Below are 18,012 nucleotides of genomic sequence, written 5' to 3'. Positions count from 1 at the left end.
TGTTCGGGCGGGTCTGCGGACCATTCACACCACTGAATGGTCCGCAAACCCGCCCAAACCCGGGGGCCGCCCGTCCGCCGGAGCGGCGGGACGACGGGCCCGGAAAGATGTGAGGGTGGCGAGCCAAGAGTGGACTCTCTTGGCTCGCCACCCTCACATCTTTGGGTGCAGCGGCGCCGTGGCGGCGCCACGGCGGCGCCACGGCGGCGCCGCGCGGAAGGCGCCGGGCGTCAGCCCTTGACGGAGCCCTCGGTGAGGCCGCCGCGCCAGAAGCGCTGCAGCACGATGATGAGGATCGCCAGCGGGATCACCGAGAGCAGCGCGCCGCCCACGGTGAGCTGGTAGAACTCCGGCAGACGATCGGTCTGGGCCCGCCAGTTGTTCAGGCCCAGGGTGATCGGGTAGAGCTTCTCGTCGGCCAGCATCACCAGCGGCAGGAAGTAGTTGTTCCAGATCGCGACGAACTGGAACAGCAGGATGGTCACGATCGCCGGCACCAGCTGGCGCAGCACGATGGTGTGGAAGATCCGCATCTCGCTCGCACCGTCCATGCGGGCGGCCTCGAGGACCTCGTCGGGGATCGCCGCGCTCGCGTAGATGCGGGCGAGGAACAGGCCGAAGGGGCTCAGCAGCGAGGGGATCAGCACCGACCAGTAGGTGTTGGTGAGCCCGATCTTGCTGAACACGAGGAACAGCGGCAGCGCAGTCGCGGTGCCGGGCACCAGCACGCCGCCCAGCACGAACGCGAAGATCGCGTTGCGGCCGGGGAACTCGAACTTGGCCAGGGCGTACCCGGCGGCCACGGCGAAGTAGCAGGCGAAGACCGCGCCCACCCCGGAGTAGAGCAGCGAGTTGAGCGCCCAGCGCGGGAAGGCTCCCCCGTTGGCGGTGAGCACATCGCCCAGGTTCGAGAACAGCTGGAAGGTGTTGCCGAGCCAGAAGCCGTTGGTGCCGAAGAGGTCCTCGGTGGACTTCGTGGCGTTGACGATCACCCAGTACACGGGCACCAGGAAGTACAGCGCGACGATCACCAGGATCGCGGTGACGATGATGGTGGTGGTCGGCTTGGTGCCGGCGGTGCGGGAGTCCTGCCCGCCCTTGCCGGCCTTCGCGCGCTTCGTGGTCGCGCCCGTCGCAGTCGTGCTCGGGTTCGAGTGCGCGGACGGGTCCTGCGTCTGCGTCGAGGTGCTCATGACTTCCTCCCCAGACGGTTGGAGATGCCCAGCGCGGCGGCCGAGAGGATGAACGCGGCGAGCGCGATGATGACCGCCTCCGCCGAGGCCATGCCCAGGTCGTTGTACTGGAACGCGTAGGCGTAGGCGGACAGGTTCGGGGTGTACTCGGAGTTGATGCCGGAGCTCATCGAGGAGAGCACCTGCGGCTCGGCGAACAGCTGCAGCGTGCCGATGATCGAGAAGATGATCGTGAGCATCAGCGCCGGGCGGATCAGGGGCAGCTGGATGGAGGTGACCACGCGCAGCGGCCCGGCCCCGTCGATCTTCGCGGCCTCGTAGAGGTCAGCGGGGATCGCCTTCAGCTGGGCGATGATGATGAGCATGTTGTAGCCCGTATAGGTCCAGGTCACGATGTTCGCGATCGACCACAGCACCATGTTCGGACCCAGGAAGTCGACGTCGATGCCGACCCAGCCCAGCGCGTCCACGATCGGGCTGAGGCCCGGGACGTACAGGAAGGACCACAGGATCGTCGCGATCACGCCGGGGATGCCGTAGGGCAGGAAGAAGGCGGCGCGGAACAGGCCCGGCCACTTCGCGCTCGCACTCTCCAGGAGCAGCGCGAGGATCGTGGAGGCCACGATCATGACGGTCACCTGCACGACGCCGAACAGCAGCATCCGCAGGATCGCGTCGGTGAAGTTCTGGTTGGTCAGCGCCGCGAGGTAGTTCTCCAGGCCTGCGAAGCGGCTGACGGCGCCGTCCTCGCCGACCAGGCCCGTGCGCTGCACGGTCATGAAGGACTGCACGATCGCGATGATGATCGGCAGCACCATGGTGAACAGGAACAGCAGCAGGAAGGGCGCCATCAGCACCCAGGGAGCGCTCTTGCTTCTCATTTGGCGATCTCCACCTTCAGGCCGATCTTGCGCATGATCTCGGCGATGTCCTCCTGGGCCTGCGGCAGCATCTTGGTGAAGGTGCTGGCGCCGCCGACGACGTCGAGCATGCCGTCGCCGAGGCGGTCGATGATGCGCTGCATGAGCGGCGCCCAGGTCCAGTCCAGGTTCTGACCCTTGGCCATCGGCTCGATGACGTCGACGTTGTAGCTCTGTCCGGAGAAGAACTCACTGGGCTTCTCGCGGGTCTTGCCGATGTAGTCGGCGGCCGGGGACCAGCCGATGCCCGAGTTCTTGATCATCGCGTCGATGCCGTCGGGATCGGTGCACATCCAGCGCAGGAACTCGAGCGCCTCGGCCGGGTGCTCGCTCGTGGACAGGACCGCGGCCGACGAGCCGCCGAGCCCTCCGGACGCGTACCCGTCGTCCCAGCGGGGCATGTCGGCCACGGCCCACTTGCCCTTGCCGCCGGGGACGGTCTCGATGAGGGCGTCGCCCCACGACCCGCCGACGTACGAGAGCACGTCGCCCGAGCCGGCCGCGGCGTACCACGGGGTCGAGAAGGGGCCGTAGCCCGTGGAGACGAGCTTGTCCTTGAAGATGCCGTCCCAGAAGTCGGCCATCTCCATGGTGGGGTCGTCGGCCATGTTCAGCACCCAGGTGTCGTCCTGGGGCTCGAACCAGACGGAGCCCTTCTGCATGGCCCACATCGGCAGCACGGAGCCGTCGCCCGGGTCGAGCGTCATGATCGTCTTGCCCGCCTTGGAGACCTCCTCGGCCGCCGTGCGGAACTCGTCCCAGGTCTTCGGCGGGGTCAGTCCCAGCTCTCCCTCGAAGACGTCCTTGTTGAAGAACATCGCGCCGGGGCCGGTGTCCTGCGGGACGGCCCAGAGCGAGTCGCCGACCTTGATCTGCGCGAAGGCTCCGGGGTCGAAGGCCTTCTCGTCGTCGGCGAAGCCGTAGCGCGAGAGGTCCGTGAGCGCGCCGGCGAGGGCGAACTCGGGGACGCTGCGCAGCTCGACCTGGGCGATGTCCGGGCCTCCGCCCGCGGCGACGGCACTGAGGATCTTTGCGTAGCCGCCGGCGTTGCCGCCCGGGATCCAGGTGGCGTTGACGGTGATGCGGTCCTGGGAGGCGTTGAACTTGTCGGCGACCTTCTGGAGGTCCTTCAGCCAGGCCCAGTAGGTCAGGGTGACGGGCCCGTCCGACGGCGGGATGACCGCTTCCGCGTTCACCTTCCCGGCACCGGTGGGGGCGCATGCCGCGAGGCCCGCGGCGAGGGCTGCAGCGCCCCCGGCGAGGGCCGTGCGGCGTGGCACGAGCGGTCTCATGGGTACTCCTCTTCCTTGCGAAGTCGAGGCCCACATTAGCGTTCGGCGACTATTTCCGGGGCGCCGCGCGGGCCTCGGAGTTCCGCATCGGCGGCGCGCAGAGGTTCCGCAGGTCCGCGACCTCGTGATCGTTCACGGCGGGGTGTCGTGATTCACACCTCGAGCGGTGCCTCCGCGGGCCCGACGAGCGGCGGGCCGTCGGCCTCACCCGATGCCGAGCACGCCGGCGGCGGTCCCCAGATTCCGCAGCAGCAGGAGCACGCCGATGATCCCGACCACCCACGAGAGGGTCTCGGCGGCACTGCGGATCGCCCAGTCGTGCAGGCGCTGGAGCAGACGGTCGGCGCGGGCCCCGGCGAGCGCCCGCACCCCCGCGAGCACGAGCCCGGGCAGGATCATCACCGCGCACTAGCCGACCAGCACCAGCGCGCCGCGCGCGAACCCGATCCCCATCTGCCCGATGATCCCCATCGCCGCGAGGTACGGGAGCATCGACGCCGCCTCGATGCTGCCGGCGAGCAGGGCGAGGCCGACGAGGGCCCGCGGCTTCCCGGCCGCCTCCCGCACGCGCTCGGACCAGCGTCGCGCGGAGGCCTCGGGGTCCCCTCCGCGCTTGCGGATCGCCTTCGGGTCGAGACGGAAGGACCAGGCGAGCAGCCCGGCGCCGATCGCCGCCAGGGCGACAGCGGCAGCGGGCGTCTCGAGCAGTCCCTGGGCGGACTGCATGAGCGGCAGCAGCCCGGCCAGCAGGACCAGTCCGAACGCGAGGTAGAAACCCCCGATGACCAGGAGGTACAGCACGGTGCGGGCTGCCACGCGGCGCGCGCCGCCCTGTCCGAGGACGAGCAGCATCACGGGGATCACGAGGGTCCCCACGGAGGTCGAGTCGACGAGGGCGAGCACCACCAGTCCGAGCGGACCCGTGGCGTGGGTCAGGGCTTCCATGGGTTCCAGGCTTCCGGGCCGCACGGTCCGAGGGCGTCATCCCTTGGTGCTGGAACCCTCGATCACCGGTGCCGGCCCGCTTTCCGCCGTCTAGCCTCGGGAGCATGGATTCCGGGCCCGAGCGCGCACCGCGGCTGCCGCGCCGCGACCTGCTCGTCGCGGCGATCTACCTGGCTGTCGTGGTGTCCCTCGGCGGCATCGGCAGCGCCGGGGTCAGCACGCAGGGTCTGCTGGAGCAGGGGCCGCTGTGGCCCGGCACCGTATCGATCGCGCTGCTGCTGCCCGCGGCACTGGCGACGGCGCTGCGGCACCGAGCGCCGGCGGTGACGCTGGTGGTGACGGGCGTCCTCTCGTGCGCGGAGGTGCTGGGCGGGTCCACGATCGGCGGCTATGTGCTGCTGTTCGAGGCGCTGTGGTCGCCGGTCGCCTACGGGTCCCGGCGCCTGGCGCGCGTGACGAGCGGCGCGGGGGTCGCGATCTCGATCGCGATGCTCGCGGTGGCATCCACCTGGCCGCAGCCGGGCCCGTCGATCGTCGTGGGGCTGCTGCTGATCGTCGTGGTCGTCGGAACTCCCCTGGCCTGGGGCTGGGAGGTGCGGCACCTGCACCTGGCGCGGGCGACGGCGGAGCGTCTCGCCTCGGCCGAGCAGGAGCTCGCCGCGGAGCGGGCGGAGCGTGCCGTGGAGACGGAGCGGCGCCGGCTGGCCCAGGATCTGCACGATGTGCTGTCCGGGCATCTCAGCGCGGTCGCGCTGCACGCGGGGCTCGCGGCGCAGCTGCCCTCAGCAGACGCCCGCGAGCGGTCCCTTGCCACTGCCCGGGAGTCGGCGCAGGCGGCGCTGCGGGATCTGCGCTCGGTGATCACCATGCTCACCGACGAGGGCGCGGCCGAGCCGGAGGTGACGCTCAGTTGGGACGCGCTCGCGGCGCGGCTCGATACGGACGCGCACACAGCGGTCACCGCCGACGGGGCCGACGGGGCCGACGGGGCCGACGGGGCCGACGGGGCCGACGGGGCCGACGGGGCCGACGGGGCCGACGGGGCCGACGGGGCCGACGGGGCCGACGGGGCCGACGGGGCCGACGGGGCCGACGGGGCCGACGGGGCCGACGGGGCCGACGGGGCCGACGGGGCCGACGGGGCCGACGGGGCCGACGGGGCCGACGGGGCCGACGGGGCCGACGGGGCCGACGGGGCCGACGGGGCCGACGGGGCCGACGGGGCCGACGGGGCCGACGGGGCCGACGGGGCCGACGGGGCCGACGGGGCCGACGGGGCCGACGGGGCCGACGGGGCCGACGGGGCCGACGGGGCCGACGGGGCCGACGGGGCCGACGGGGCCGACGGGGCCGACGGGGCCGACGGGGCCGACGGGGCCGACGGGGCCGACGGGGCCGACGGGGCCGACGGGGCCGACGGGGCCGACGGGGCCGACGGGGCCGACGGGGCCGACGGGGCCGACGGGGCCGACGGGGCCGACGGGGCCGACGGGGCCGACGGGGCCGACGGGGCCGACGGGGCCGACGGGGCCGACGGGGCCGACGGGGCCGACGGGGCCGACGGGGCCGACGGGGCCGACGGGGCCGACGGGGCCGACGGGGCCGACGGGGCCGACGACGGCAGTCTGGTGCAGGTCGATCCGCTGGTCGAGGATCCGGCGCACGTGGACCCGACGCTGCGGGCGGCGCTGCTGCGGATCGGCGCAGAAGCCGTCGCGAACGCCCTCGCCCACGGCCGGGCGCCGCGCCGGCTGCATGTCGTCGCGGACGCCGACGCAGTCCGCCTGATCTGCACCAACGCGTTCGTCCCCGGCCATGTCCGCGCCGACGATTCCCCCGGGCTCGGTCTCACGACGATGCGCTCGCGCGCCCTCGCCGTCGGCGGATCCCTCAGTGCCGGACCCGATGCCGCCGACCCGAGGACCTGGCGCGTCGAGGTCCGGGCTCCGATACGGGTCCACTCCCCGCTCACGACGGAGGTCTCCTGATGCCCGACGCCCCCACCTCATCCGTCGCCCGCGAGGAGCCGGGGACCCCGATCCGCGTGCTCGTGGCCGACGACCATCCGGCGGTGCGCGCGGGGCTCGTCGCCCTGCTGGAGGCCGATCCGAGCACCGAGGTCGTCGCCCAGGCGGCCGACGGCGACGCCGCCGTGCGGCACGCACGGGCTCAGCGCCCGGACGTGGCGCTGACCGACGTGCGCATGCCCGGGGCGACCGGCATCGAGATCACGCCGGCGCTGCGCGAGGCCGGCGCGCGCGTGCTCGTGATCTCCGCCTTCGACCTCGACTCCTACGTGCTGGGCGCGCTCGCGGCCGGCGCCGACGGGTACCTCGTGAAGACGGAGGAACCGCGCAGGATCCTCGAGGCCGTGCACGCCGTGGCCAGCGGCGACGCAGTGCTCTCGCCCGCCGCGACCCGGGCAGTGGTCGAAGCGCTGCGGACCGGGACGCCCGAGGAAGCCCGGACTCCGGGCGAGCCCGCGCCGGGGCCCGCTCCGGCACCGGGCACCGAGCTCACGCGGCGCGAGGAGGAGGTGCTGCGGCTGCTCGCCGAGGGGAGGTCGAACCAGCAGATCGCGCGTGAGCTCGTGGTCGAGGTGACCACCGTGAAGACCCACATCACGCATGTGCTCGGCAAGCTGCAGGTCGAGTCACGGGTGCAGGCCGCCCTGTGGTGGCACCGTCATCGGGGCTGACGTCGAGCGCCGCCATTGCCTGCCCCCCGCTCACCAGGAGACGAGATGATGGGTACATGACGTTGACCCTCGGAACGGTGCTCGAGAGCGCGGGCATCGACCCTCTGACCGTCCTCGTGATCCGTCATGCGTACGTCCGCGACCGCTCCGGGGCGTATCCCGGGATCAACGCCGCGTCGTCGGCAGACGACATCATGGAATACACGCGGCGCCAGGAGACCGGCCCCCGCAAGTTCCCCGTAACGCCGCCGCGCACATGGGTCGTCTTCCTACCTGAGGGCGGCGACAGGGCACGCCTGTGGTCAGTGGTCCATAACAACGGAGAAACCTCGAACAACGGTATCCACCGCTGGTACGACCTCGAACACACCGAGCAGATGGCCGATATGCGAGAAAGACTCGTGCTCCGCTGGAGGTCACCCCGCACATGGTGGCTTACCGGAAGGACCGCGGCCCGGTACACCATCACCGAAATCGCCGACTCCACGCCCGACCCTTTCCCCGGATTCGATCGGATCAGCTTGGACTACTCGAGGCTGCAGGAAGTGATGCGCGAGCATCGCTTCGCTACCTGGCGTACTGCTCTCTCCTCGGCCCTCGGCATCTACGTCATCACTGACATGCGCGACGGGAAGCAGTACGTCGGAAAGGCCGACGGTGCCGAGAGTATCCATCAACGCTGGGCGGCCTACGCTGCAAATGGTCACGGCGGCAACGTCGAGCTGCGCTCTCGTGACCCCTTGTCCTTCAGATTTTCTCTCTTGAGGGTCTTCGACCCGTCGACGCCACACAGCCAGATCGATGCAGCTGAACGACATTTCAAACACGTCCTCGGAACGTGCGATCACGGTCTGAACCGCAACTGATCTCAGACAGCGACTCGACGAATCATGGACCGGCAAGAAAGATCGCGGCCCGCGAAGTGGGTTCGGCGTTCTACGAGCTGCGTCAGCGGCCTGCCCCCTACGATCTCGAGCGAGAGCTTTCTCTACGGTGTCGCTGGGTGAGGTCTCAAGCCCGCTTATGCGTTGAGCCCTCACCCAGCGACACTGAACGCGAAGATGTGAGGCCGCTCGCCGAGGGGAAGTCGAACCAGCAGATCGCGCGTGAGCTCGTGCTCGATCCGCGAGGACGCCCGGGCGGGCACTGCTACGCGCAGCGCACCGACTCAGGCGCCTGGCCGCACTGCACCACGGAGTGCAGGATCAGCGCGGACAGGCAGGGCTCGGCGCCCCACACCGACTGATGCCGGCTGGCGTCCCGCTGCACGCTTCTCCCCGCGGTCACTGACCGGTGCCCGCCCCGGAGCCGCCCCCGGACCCGCTCCCGGAGCCGGAGCCCGATCCGCTCCCGGATCCCGAGCCGCCGCTCGAGCCCGACCCGCTGCCGGAGCCCGAGTCGCCGGAGCCGCTCGATCCGCTGCCGCTCCCGCTGCTCGACCCGTCGCCCGAGGAGCTGTCCCCGGAACCGGTCCCCGATCCGGACCCGCTGCCGGAGCCCGAATCGGTGTCCGAGCCGCTGCTCGAGGAGTCGCCGCCGAACGGGTTCCATCCCTTCGTGTCGCCGGAGCCGTCTGTGTCGGTTCCGGTGCTGTCGCCGTCATCCGTGCCGTCGGTGGTCGAGGAATCCCCGTCGTCCGTCGAGCCGTCGGTCGAGCGGGAGTCGTCGCCGGTGGACGACCCATCGCGCGAGGACACGTGCTCGGTGCCGGTCACGCTGCGCTGGATCTGGCCGGTGCCGGGCGAGAGCTCCGCACCCATGACGCGCTGGATGCCGAACACCGCGACGATGCCGATCACCGCGATCGCGAGCGCCATGCCGATGATCCTCATCAGGCGTCGGCGCGACGGGGCACCGGTCATCGCGTCGTCGGCCGATGCGCCGGAGAGCGTCCCGTCGGCCGATCCCCCGGCGCCGACGCGACCCTCGGCCGCCTGCTCGGTCCTCCCCGTGCGCGAGACGGAGCGGGAGCTCGAGACGGAGCGGGAGGACGAGCGCGAGGCGGACGGGGAACCGGTCCCCCGGTCCCCGCGGCTGCCGCCGCGTCCACCGCTGCCGGGAAGGATCCCGTTCTCCTGGACCTCGCGCAGCTTGCGACGGCTCGTGTTCACGGAGTCCGTGTAGAAGGCGAGGACCGCGGCGGAGACCACCGAGGTCAGCGCGGCACCCACCACGGTGCCGGCCACACCGAGCTGGCCGCCGATCACGGAGGCGGCGGCCGCCGCCGCACCGCTCCCGATGAGACCCGATGGGGACAGCTTCTTGACCTGCGACTCCGTGCGCTCCCCCGCGGAGGAGCGGGGAGCGCCGCCGCCGCGGTCGCCTCGCCGGTCCGCGGGGAGAGAGCCGTCATGGCCACGAGAGGAAGGGGCCTGCGCGTGGGCCGAGGGCGGCGCAGGATCGTGGTGAGCAGATGTCATGGGCTGATGCTCGCCCCGCTGCTTCGGGGGTTCCTGGGAGCCTGGCTCGAAGAAAGCTGGGACCGATCCCGATACCCCGGTGACCAGGCGTATCGCGAATCATGAAGCGCCTCACAGACGCCCTGCGAGCGCTCCGATTACGATCGGGCCAGCCGCATGGGCCGGAACGACCCGTGCATCGGGAAGGAGGCGGGCGATGACCTGGATCGTGGACGTCGTGGCCGTCATCATCCTGCTGGGCGCGCTCGCCTCCGGGCTGCGCTCGGGCTTCGCTGCCACCCTCGGCGCACTGCTGGGCCTCGTCGCCGGTGCCGTCGCGGCGGTCTGGGCGCTCCCCTGGGTCTCCGGCGCGGTCGATCCCCCGTGGCGCACCGCCGCCGTGATCGGCGCCCTGTGCGTGCTGCTGGTGGTCGGATGCGCGATCGGCTCGAGCATCGGCGCGGTGATCCGTCGCGGTGCCGACCGCATCCACCTGCGCGTGCTCGAACGACTCCTCGGCGGGGTGCTCGGGCTCGTGCTCGGCGTGGCCATCGTGACCTTCGGCGGCGCCGGGCTGGTCTCCGCGGGCATTCCCGGCGTCTCCAGCACCGTCGCGTCCTCGCAGGTCCTCCGGCAGCTCGACCGGGCCACGCCGGCGCCGGTCGACGACGCGGTCGCCCAGCTGCGCTCGCAGGTCGTCGGCGCCCTGCCGATGCCCACGATCCAGACCCCTCCCGCGGGACTGGACTCCGCCGAGGCGTCGACGTCGGCCCCCGTCGACCTCGACGACGCGGACCTCGCCCGCGCCGCGCAGTCGGTCGCGCGCATCTCAGGGCCGACGAACGGCTGCGGCACGATCTCCACAGGTTCCGGCTTCGTGGTCGCGCCCGACCGCATCGTCACCAACGCCCACGTCGTCGCCGGCGTGGACCATCCGCTGATCGACCTGCCCGGCGAGAGCGCGAAGGAGGGCCGCGTGGTCCACTTCGACGTCGAGAACGACCTCGCCGTCATCGCGGCCGACGTCGACGCGGAGCCGCTGAAGCTCGTGGACACCCTGGACGACGGCGCGTCGGCCGTGATCCAGGGCTATCCGCACGGCGGGCCGTTCCGCTCGACGTCCGCGGCCGTGCGCGCCTCGGGCACCGCCGAGGTGCACGACGCCCACGGCGAGGGCGCCGTGGACCGGGACGTCTACGTGCTGGACGCGCAGGTCGAGCCGGGGAACTCGGGCGGCCCGCTGCTCGACTCCGACGGCGGCGTGGCCGGCGTGGTCTTCGCGCGCGGCGAGTCCGACGACGGCGTCGCCTACGCGATGACCAACGCCGAGCTGCTGCCCGTCATCGCGCAGCTCGACACCGAGACGCAGGCCGTGTCGACGGGCACGTGCACGGCGTGAGCGACGGGGGCGGCGCTCACGCCGCGACCGGAGGCGACCTCGACCCGGCGCTGCGAGACTGGCTCGTGCCGATCTTCGGTGAGGTGGCGCTCGTGCGTCCGCTGGTCGGAGGGATCACCGGTCAGATGCTCCAGCTGCGGCGCGCCGACGGCGGCGGTGACCTCGTGGTGCGCCGCTGGCGCGGCGTGGGCGCTGAGGAGCAGGACCGTGTGCGGCGCGAGGTCGAGGGCCTCGGGGCGCTGGCCGTCTCCGGGCTTCCGATCCCGCGCCTGCTCGCCGCGGACCCCGACGGGTCGTCGTCCTCCCTGCCGTCGACCGTCACCACCTTCCTGCCGGGCCGCGTGGAGCTCGATCCGCCGGACCTGCGGGAGTGGGTGCGGCGCCTGGCCGAGATGCTCGTGCGGATCCACGCCGCCGCGCCGCCGGCGCTCGAACCCTGCGAGTACCTGCCCTACGAGCAGCATCCCTGGCTGGACGCCCTCGGCGACTCGGGCCTCGCCGCCGCGGCCCACGCGCTCGCCTCGCAGCCCTCGGACCCCTCGGCGCGCGTCCTCACCCACGGCGACTACCAGCACTTCAACGTGCTCTGGGAGGACCGGGAGCATCCGCGGATCCGTGCGGTCGTCGACTGGCCGACGGCCGGTCTCGCCGATCGCGGCTTCGACGTGGGGCACTGCCGGCTGAACCTCGCCGTGCTCTTCTCGGCCGACGCCGCCGCGTGGTTCCTCGAGGACTACGAGAAGCTCGCCGGAGTGCGCGTCGACCCGGCACGGGACATGGAGCAGCTCCTGGGGTTCAGCGATCAGTGGCAGCAGTTCATCCCGCTCCAGGTCGCGGGGCGCCAGGTGGTGGACGGACCTGGAATGTCCCGGCGCGTGCGGGAGGCGATCGGGCGCACGCTGGACCGGGCGGGCTGAGGACGAAGCCCGCACCGGCTCCCCTTCGCCGCTCCCCCTCCGGCGCGATCGGGTGGATCCGTCCCGACTATCCTGCGGGCATGTTCCAGAGAATTGCCGTCGCCGTCCGGCGCGCGCCGACCCAGAGAACGGGGCGTCGGCCGTGAGCGAGCCCCGACATACCGGCGAGGGTGGGCCGCTCCACGCGCATCCGGGCATCACCGCCGGGCGCGATGCGCAGGGCCCGTACCTCGACATCCACGGCGCCCGCCACCGCCTCAGCGCGCCCCAGGCCGCGCAGATCCGCGCCGCGCTCGAGGAGTCGGCGGGGGACCCGGCTCCCCCGGTGCCCCCGCGGCCCGCCCCGACTCCCGTCCCGGCTCCGCCGACCCCCGTTCCGACACCCGCGGAGATGCCCGCGTCGAGGCCGGCGGCTCCGAACCGCGCTCGTCCCCGACCCGGCGGTCCCTTCGTCCCGCCGGGCGGCGGAGAGGAGGACTTCGACCTGCTGCCCGATGCGCGCCGCTGGGCCGAGGACCTGGGCGTCGCCGACGATCGCATCCGCGCGATCCTCGAGGATCCCGCCGAGGAGTGGACGGCGTTCTCGCGCACGGGCGAGGCCAGCGTCGTGACCGACGGCGAGATCGCCGTGGTGGTCTCGCTCGACGGGAAGGTCGTGCTCTCGGTGGCCCGCTACGAGCGGGCGGTCTCCTCGCGGCCCCGCGAGCAGGCGATCCCACGCGGGCACGGGGGCGTCGGCAACCGCTACCCGACGACCCTGAAGGACCTGATGTCCCTGCTCGCCGAGCGCGGATGCACCGTCGATTCGTCCGGGCGGCACACGCACGTCGAGCTCGACGGGCGCACGTTCACGATGCCGAAGACGCCCTCGGACCACCGGTCGCTGCTGAACACGATCAAGGGCATCGAGAGGGAGCTCGGGATTTCGCTCGAGAGGTGAGCGCCCGGCCGTCGCGCGGGGGCGGATGCGCGCGAGTCGTCGCACGCGAGCCGCTGCGTGGGGCCCTCGCGCGGGAGCCGTCGCGCGAGGGCCGTGGGCTCCGACGCCGGTCAGGCTCCCGCGCGCAGGGACGCGGCCGCCTCCGGCCCGGTGGCGAGGCCGAGGCGCGGGGCGACCTCCGTGGCCAGCAGCTCGAGGCTGCGCAGGGTCATCCCGTGGGGCGCGGCGATCGAGTGCACCTGGAACGAGATGTCGGTCGCGGCGGGCAGCGTCTCATCGGCCGCGAGCGTCTCGCAGACCTCATCGACCGTCCCCACGTGCGTGTCGGTGACGGCCACGAGCTCCTCGATGCTCGCCCCGGCGGCGTCGAATCCGCTCTGTCCCGCGGCGAGCGCGCGCAGCCCGGGCTCGGCGAGCGCGAGGGCGCGCTCGCGGTCCTCGGGGTCGACGACGAGCGCGGTGCGCGAGGCGAGGACCCGCGGGAGCGCGCCCTCGGGCAGTGCGCTGCGGTAGGCCTCGATGATGGGCAGCTGGAGTTCGTGGAGCGGCTGGTCGAGGGCGTCCTCGGGGCGCACCTGGGTGCGCGAGAGCATCAGGGCGTCGCCGGCCTCACCGGCGCGTCGGCCGCCGTCGGTCGAGAACGTCGCCTGCCAGATGCGCCGGCCGAGGTCCCCGGCCGGCGGGTAGATCCGGGACTCGGTGCCGCGGACCCCGCGCCCGGCGAGCGCGTCGCGCAGCACGCCCAGGTGCTCGGCGAAGACCTCCCTGCGCCGGCCCGGATCCTGCCCGAAGGCGGGGAACGAGGAGGGCGTGCCGCCGGCGGCGATCCCGAGCTGCACCCGCCCGCCGCTCAGGGCGTCGAGCACGGAGGCGTCCTCGGCGGCGCGCAGCGGGTCGTCGATCGGAAGGGTGAGCACCCCGGTGGCCAGTGCGATCCGGCTCGTACGCTGGGCCGCGGCGGCGAGCAGCACGAAGGGCGAGGGCAGACCGCCCTCGTGCTCGCCGAAGTGGTGCTGGGCGACCCACGCGGAGGCGAAGCCGAGCTCGTCGGCCCGCGCGATCTGCTCGAGCGCGAAGCGGTAGCGATCGGCGGGGCTCGCGTCCTCGAGGAGCCGGGTGAACAGTCCCAAACGGGGTCGGGTCATGGTGCGGGGTCTCCTCTGGTGCCGGGGAAGGATCTGGCTGCGTCCGGTCCGGCCCGACCGGGCCGAGCCGAGCAGGGGCCTTCCGAGCATCTCACCAGCGGCGGGTCCGCCGGGCCCGACGTCGGTCGTGCACCTCAGAGCGCGCGGTGGGTCCAGCCTCCCGCGCGGATCGTCCCCAGCACCTCCATGTCCCGCAGCATGGCCGACGGCGCGGTGAGCGGGTCCTCGGCCGTGAGCACCAGGTCGGCCGTGTCCCCGACGCCGATCGTGCGGCGTCCGTCGGTCGATGCGCTCCAGGCGATCTCCACCGGGATCCGCTGCTCGGGATGCCAGGCCTCGCGGCCGTCGCGCTCGCGCGTCACCGCGGCCGCCATCGAGATCCAGGGATCGAGCGGGGCGACGGGGGCGTCGGACCCCAGACGGAGCCGCGCTCCCGCCCGCGCGAGCGAGCCGAAGGCGAAGGCGCGCCCCGTGCGGCCGTGCCAGTGGCGGTCGGCGACGTCGCGGTCGTCCATCGCATGCTCGGGCTGGATGCTCGCCTCGACGCCCAGCGCCGCGAAGCGGGGCAGGTCCTCCTCCCCCACGAGCTGCGCATGCTCGATGCTCCCCCCCGCCCCGATCTCCTCGAAGATGTCGAGTGCGAGCGTCACCGCGCGGTCGCCGATCGCGTGCAGCGCGGGGACGAGCCCGCCGTCGTGCGCGCGGCGCGTGAGGGCGAGCGCCTCCTCGGGCGACAGCGCGCGCAGCCCGTGGTCCGCATGGTCGGCGTGGTCTGCGCGGTCAGGGTGACCGTCGGCGTCGGCGTCGGCGTCGGCGTCGGCGTCGTAGGCATCCTCGACCCACGCCGTACGCGTGCCGAGCGATCCGTCCAGGACCAGCTTGAAGGGGCCCACGCTGAGCAGTCCCCCGGTGTCCTCGACGACCTCCCCCGACCGCAGCCCGGCGCGCAGCGCGCGCTCCAGGTCCCGTGGGTAGATCCCGGATCGAACGCGCACGGCGTGCGCACGCGCACCTGCGTCGGAATCCGCGCCCGCTCCTGCGGCCGCGCCAGTGCCCGCGCCCGCGGTCGCGGCCATGCGACGCTGCCAGGCCTCGATCCCGTAGCCCATCTCCAGATCGACGAGGCCGACCACACCGCGCGCCGCGGCGTCGTGGACGGCCTCGGCGACCCACCCGTCGAGGGTCGCCTCGGGCACCCGGGACAGCTGCCCGGTGGCGTCGAAGGCATCGGTCTCCCGCAGCACGCCGTCCTCCGGGAGCGCCCTGCCCAGGGAGCGGGAGAGCAGGCCGAGGGCAGCGCCGTTGGCCCACACGGTGTGCAGGTCGTGGCTGATCGCGACCGCCGGACGGTCGGGCACGGCCGCATCCAGGAGGGCGCGCTCCGCACGGTCGGGCCATACCCCGTCGCGGAAGCCGTGGCCGATGAGCACCGGGTCCCGGTCGCGGTCGGGAGCCGCCGTGGACATGGTGCGCGCGAGTTCCGCCGCGCTCGAGCAGGCGGCGACGTCGATGCGGCGACGCGCGAGCGCCCACTGGTCCATGTGCGTGTGGTGGTCCCAGAGTCCTGGGCCCACCCAGGCGCCCGCGGCCGCGACGACCTCGTCGTCGGGACGGGGCGCGAGAGTGCCGGTCGGCGCGATCTCCTCGACGAGCCCCCGTGCGATGCGCACGTCGACCGGGGCCGTGTCGGCGCCGATCCGGCGCACCTCCTGCAGCAGGATCCCCATCAGTCCTGCCCCCGCTCTGCGGATCCCGGCTGCGGGGACGGCTCGCCGTGCTCGCGGACCATCTCGGCGGCGAGCGCCGGGTTCTCGTAGGGCCCCGGTGCGCGCAGAGCGGAGATCACGGAGTCGATCACCGCGGGGTCCTTGTCCTGGCTGAGCTTGGCGCGGGCGTCGAAGCGCCGAACCCGCACGCGGATCCCCACGGTCCCCCGCGCGATGCCCCGGGCCCTCTCCTCGTCGATCTGCAGGGAGACGGGTTCGGGCATCTGCTGCTCGAAGTGGTCGACGAGCCGGGAGAGCACCGCGAAGTTCTCCTCGTCCGAGAGGATCTCGGGCGTGCCCCAGAGGTGGGCGGTGACGTGGTTCCACGTCGGGATGAACTGATCGGGCGGGTACCAGCCCGGCGAGATGTAGCCGTGGGGACCCTGGATGATCACGAGCACCTCATGGCGGCCGAGCTCGTGGGCCTCCTCGTCGGGCCGGCCGACGTGGCTGACGAGGCTGATCTCGTCCCCCGGGTCCTCGCCGTCGGCCGGCTCCTCGAGCAGGAAGGGATAGTGGGAGGCGACCAGCCCCGAGGCGGGCGAGACGATCGTCGCCCAGGGATTGCTGCGGATCAGGCGGCGCACCTCTTCGGGATCCGTCAGCAGGTACGAGGGTGTGTGGCGCATGACGGACACGCTCCCACGCGCCGGACGACGATGTTCGTGGAGCAGGTCACGTTTCTATAAACTTTCAGTATTCACTGAAAGCTGAGAGAGACGCTCCCGTACGGTCGACCCACGTCGCTCCCGAGCGGCGGTCGAGGACGACCCATCGGAGGAACCATGCGCAGAGGAGCAGCGCTCACCGTCGTCGCCTGGGCGGCGATGCTCACGCTGATCACCGGGTGCTCCGTGGGCACGCCGCAGCACAGCGACCCCGACGGCTTCGTGTTCGCCACCGGCGAGCCCGATCACCTCACGCCCGGCCGGCAGACCGTCGCCTACGACCAGATGCGGGCGCTGTTCTCCCCGCTCGTGTCCGTCGACGACGACGGCACCGTGCACGGGGTCGCCGCCGCGAGCATCACCAGCGACGACAACGTCACCTGGACCATCACCCTGCGCAGGGGCTGGACCTTCCAGAACGGCGAGCCGGTCACGGCCGAGAGCTACGTGAAGGCCTGGAACCACGTCGCCTTCGGCCCGAACGCCTGGGAGGACTCCGGGCAGCTCGCCGGCATCAAGGGATACGCGGACCTCAACCCCGAGTCCGGGAAGCCAACGACGAAGACCATGAGCGGACTGCACGTCACGGGAGAGCGCACCTTCACGGTGGAGCTCACGAGCGCGGACAGCTCCTTCCCTCTCCAGCTGACCTCCTCCCAGACCGCGTTCTTCCCGATGCCCGAGGCCGCCTACGACGATCTCGACGCCTACGACCGCGGGCCCATCGGCAACGGCCCCTACGCGATGACCGAGGAGTGGAAGCCGGGCGGCGAGTTCACGGTGCAGGCCTGGGACGGCTACCAGGGCGAGGCCCCGCGGACGCAGCGCGTGACCTTCCGCAGCTACCAGGACCAGAACACGGCCTATACCGACGTGCTCTCCGGCAGCGCCGATGTGCTCACCCTGCCCGCGGAGAAGATGACCAGCGCATCCGCGGACTTCGGCGACCGCCTGCACACCTACGATGCCGCGGGCATCGACTACCTCGGGTTCCCCCTGTGGGACGAGCGGTACGACGACCCCCGCGTCCGCGAGGCGATCTCGATGTCCATCGACCGGGACGCCGTGAACAAGGCGTTCTTCGGAGGGCTCTACGAACCGGCCACCTCGCTCACCCCGCCCAGCATGATCGGGGCGAAGGAGGGCGTGTGCGGGAAGTACTGCGAGTTCCATCCCGAGGATGCGAAGGCCCTGCTCGCCGAGGCCGGGGGCTTCGACGGCACGATCACCCTGGTCTACCCGGGAGGCGCCGGCCTGGACGCGCTCTACCAGGGATACGCGAACCAGATCCGCCAGAACCTCGGCGTCGAGACGGTCGCGAAGCCCACCACGGACTTCGCCTCCTTCAACACCGAGCTCGTCGAGAAGACGGTCGACGGACCACACTTCGGCCACTGGGGCGCCCTCTACCCGAGCCAGCAGGGGACCCTGCGCGCCCTGCTCACCCCCACCGGGGGCTGCGCGCCCTGCACCGGCTACTACCAGGACGACGACGTGGACACCCTGCTCGCCCGCGCGAGCGCCGCCGGCGACGAGGACGAGGCCTCCGACTACTACGCGAAGGTCCAGGAGGCCGCCTTCGAGGACTTCCCCGTCGTCCCCACCTTCTTCGACAAGTACTCCTACGTGACCAGCGAGAAGATCACCGACCTGCCCGACGTCCGCGGCGACGTCGCGATCGCGGAGGTGAGCGTCCGATGAGCGCGAGGCGCGTCCCCGGCTCCCCGATC

Annotated in this window: 16 protein-coding genes; 7 read left to right on the top strand and 9 right to left on the bottom strand. The window is 72.5% G+C overall.

Features of this window, described 5'->3' with window-relative positions; genetic code table 11:
* Positions 1–230: 230 nt before the first annotated feature.
* The 5 genes from FHG10_RS00335 to FHG10_RS00320 all read right to left on the bottom strand — a co-directional run bounded on the left by FHG10_RS00335 (position 231) and on the right by FHG10_RS00320 (position 4,350).
* Entirely contained in the window at positions 231–1,193 is a 963-nt protein-coding gene (locus FHG10_RS00335; protein ID WP_152351365.1) for a carbohydrate ABC transporter permease, read from the bottom strand.
* A complete protein-coding gene (locus FHG10_RS00330) occupies positions 1,190–2,074 on the bottom strand; it encodes a carbohydrate ABC transporter permease (RefSeq protein ID WP_152351364.1) in 885 nt (294 codons plus the stop codon). Before FHG10_RS00330 ends, FHG10_RS00335 begins: the two co-directional genes overlap by 4 nt.
* On the bottom strand, positions 2,071–3,405 hold the full coding sequence (locus tag FHG10_RS00325) for an ABC transporter substrate-binding protein (RefSeq protein ID WP_152351363.1): 1,335 nt from the start codon (positions 3,403–3,405) through the stop codon (positions 2,071–2,073). Before FHG10_RS00325 ends, FHG10_RS00330 begins: the two co-directional genes overlap by 4 nt.
* Positions 3,406–3,609: 204 nt before the next feature.
* Positions 3,610–3,807 carry a hypothetical protein gene (locus FHG10_RS18120; RefSeq protein ID WP_227487932.1) on the bottom strand — a complete coding sequence of 66 codons (198 nt, stop codon included), beginning with the start codon at positions 3,805–3,807 and terminating at the stop codon, positions 3,610–3,612.
* A gap of 6 nt (positions 3,808–3,813) precedes the next feature.
* Complete coding sequence (locus tag FHG10_RS00320) at positions 3,814–4,350, bottom strand: GAP family protein (RefSeq protein ID WP_227487931.1); 537 nt, start codon at positions 4,348–4,350, stop codon at positions 3,814–3,816.
* Positions 4,351–4,454: 104 nt separating this feature from the next.
* On the opposite strand from FHG10_RS00320, the gene FHG10_RS00315 reads away from it, so the two are divergent.
* From FHG10_RS00315 to FHG10_RS00305, 3 genes are read left to right on the top strand one after another with little or no spacing between them, the layout of a single operon-like run.
* Entirely contained in the window at positions 4,455–6,338 is a 1,884-nt protein-coding gene (locus FHG10_RS00315) for a sensor histidine kinase (RefSeq protein WP_152351362.1), read from the top strand.
* Complete coding sequence (locus FHG10_RS00310) at positions 6,338–7,048, top strand: response regulator (protein WP_152351361.1); 711 nt, start codon at positions 6,338–6,340, stop codon at positions 7,046–7,048. Before FHG10_RS00315 ends, FHG10_RS00310 begins: the two co-directional genes overlap by 1 nt.
* Positions 7,049–7,104: 56 nt before the next feature.
* On the top strand, positions 7,105–7,914 hold the full coding sequence (locus FHG10_RS00305) for a GIY-YIG nuclease family protein (RefSeq protein WP_152351360.1): 810 nt from the start codon (positions 7,105–7,107) through the stop codon (positions 7,912–7,914).
* Positions 7,915–8,331: 417 nt separating this feature from the next.
* On the opposite strand, the gene FHG10_RS00300 is transcribed toward FHG10_RS00305, so the two are convergent.
* Positions 8,332–9,468, bottom strand: a complete 1,137-nt coding sequence (locus FHG10_RS00300; protein ID WP_152351359.1) for a hypothetical protein — start codon at positions 9,466–9,468, stop codon at positions 8,332–8,334.
* Positions 9,469–9,664: 196 nt separating this feature from the next.
* On the opposite strand from FHG10_RS00300, the gene FHG10_RS00295 reads away from it, so the two are divergent.
* The 3 genes from FHG10_RS00295 (at position 9,665) to FHG10_RS00285 (ending at position 12,703) form a co-directional block, all read left to right on the top strand.
* Positions 9,665–10,846, top strand: a complete 1,182-nt coding sequence (locus FHG10_RS00295) for a MarP family serine protease (RefSeq protein ID WP_152351358.1) — start codon at positions 9,665–9,667, stop codon at positions 10,844–10,846.
* Complete coding sequence (locus FHG10_RS00290; RefSeq protein WP_152351357.1) at positions 10,843–11,763, top strand: phosphotransferase family protein; 921 nt, start codon at positions 10,843–10,845, stop codon at positions 11,761–11,763. The genes FHG10_RS00295 and FHG10_RS00290 overlap by 4 nt, the downstream gene beginning before the upstream one ends.
* A gap of 142 nt (positions 11,764–11,905) precedes the next feature.
* Positions 11,906–12,703, top strand: coding sequence for a hypothetical protein (locus FHG10_RS00285; RefSeq protein WP_152351356.1), 798 nt, complete (start codon positions 11,906–11,908; stop codon positions 12,701–12,703).
* Between the two features lie 110 nt (positions 12,704–12,813).
* On the opposite strand, the gene FHG10_RS00280 is transcribed toward FHG10_RS00285, so the two are convergent.
* From FHG10_RS00280 to FHG10_RS00270, 3 genes are all read right to left on the bottom strand, one after another.
* Positions 12,814–13,848 carry a putative FMN-dependent luciferase-like monooxygenase gene (locus tag FHG10_RS00280; protein WP_152351355.1) on the bottom strand — a complete coding sequence of 345 codons (1,035 nt, stop codon included), beginning with the start codon at positions 13,846–13,848 and terminating at the stop codon, positions 12,814–12,816.
* A 134-nt stretch (positions 13,849–13,982) separates the two neighbouring features.
* Positions 13,983–15,575 (bottom strand): amidohydrolase, encoded by a 1,593-nt coding sequence (locus FHG10_RS00275; protein ID WP_152351354.1) that lies wholly within the window; start codon positions 15,573–15,575, stop codon positions 13,983–13,985.
* Positions 15,575–16,243: an FMN-binding negative transcriptional regulator gene (locus FHG10_RS00270; protein ID WP_152351353.1), complete on the bottom strand. Its 669-nt coding sequence runs from the start codon at positions 16,241–16,243 to the stop codon at positions 15,575–15,577. The genes FHG10_RS00275 and FHG10_RS00270 overlap by 1 nt, the downstream gene beginning before the upstream one ends.
* 156 nt (positions 16,244–16,399) lie before the next feature.
* Between FHG10_RS00270 and FHG10_RS00265 the strand changes: the two genes are divergently transcribed.
* Positions 16,400–17,983 (top strand): peptide ABC transporter substrate-binding protein, encoded by a 1,584-nt coding sequence (locus FHG10_RS00265; RefSeq protein WP_227487930.1) that lies wholly within the window; start codon positions 16,400–16,402, stop codon positions 17,981–17,983.
* The last annotated feature ends 29 nt before the right edge of the window (positions 17,984–18,012 follow it).

This window comes from Brachybacterium subflavum, from assembly GCF_009299795.1.
In the GTDB taxonomy this organism is placed as follows: domain Bacteria; phylum Actinomycetota; class Actinomycetes; order Actinomycetales; family Dermabacteraceae; genus Brachybacterium; species Brachybacterium subflavum.
Note: the sequence above shows the minus strand (reverse complement) of the source record. Positions and strands in the feature narration are given on the sequence as shown.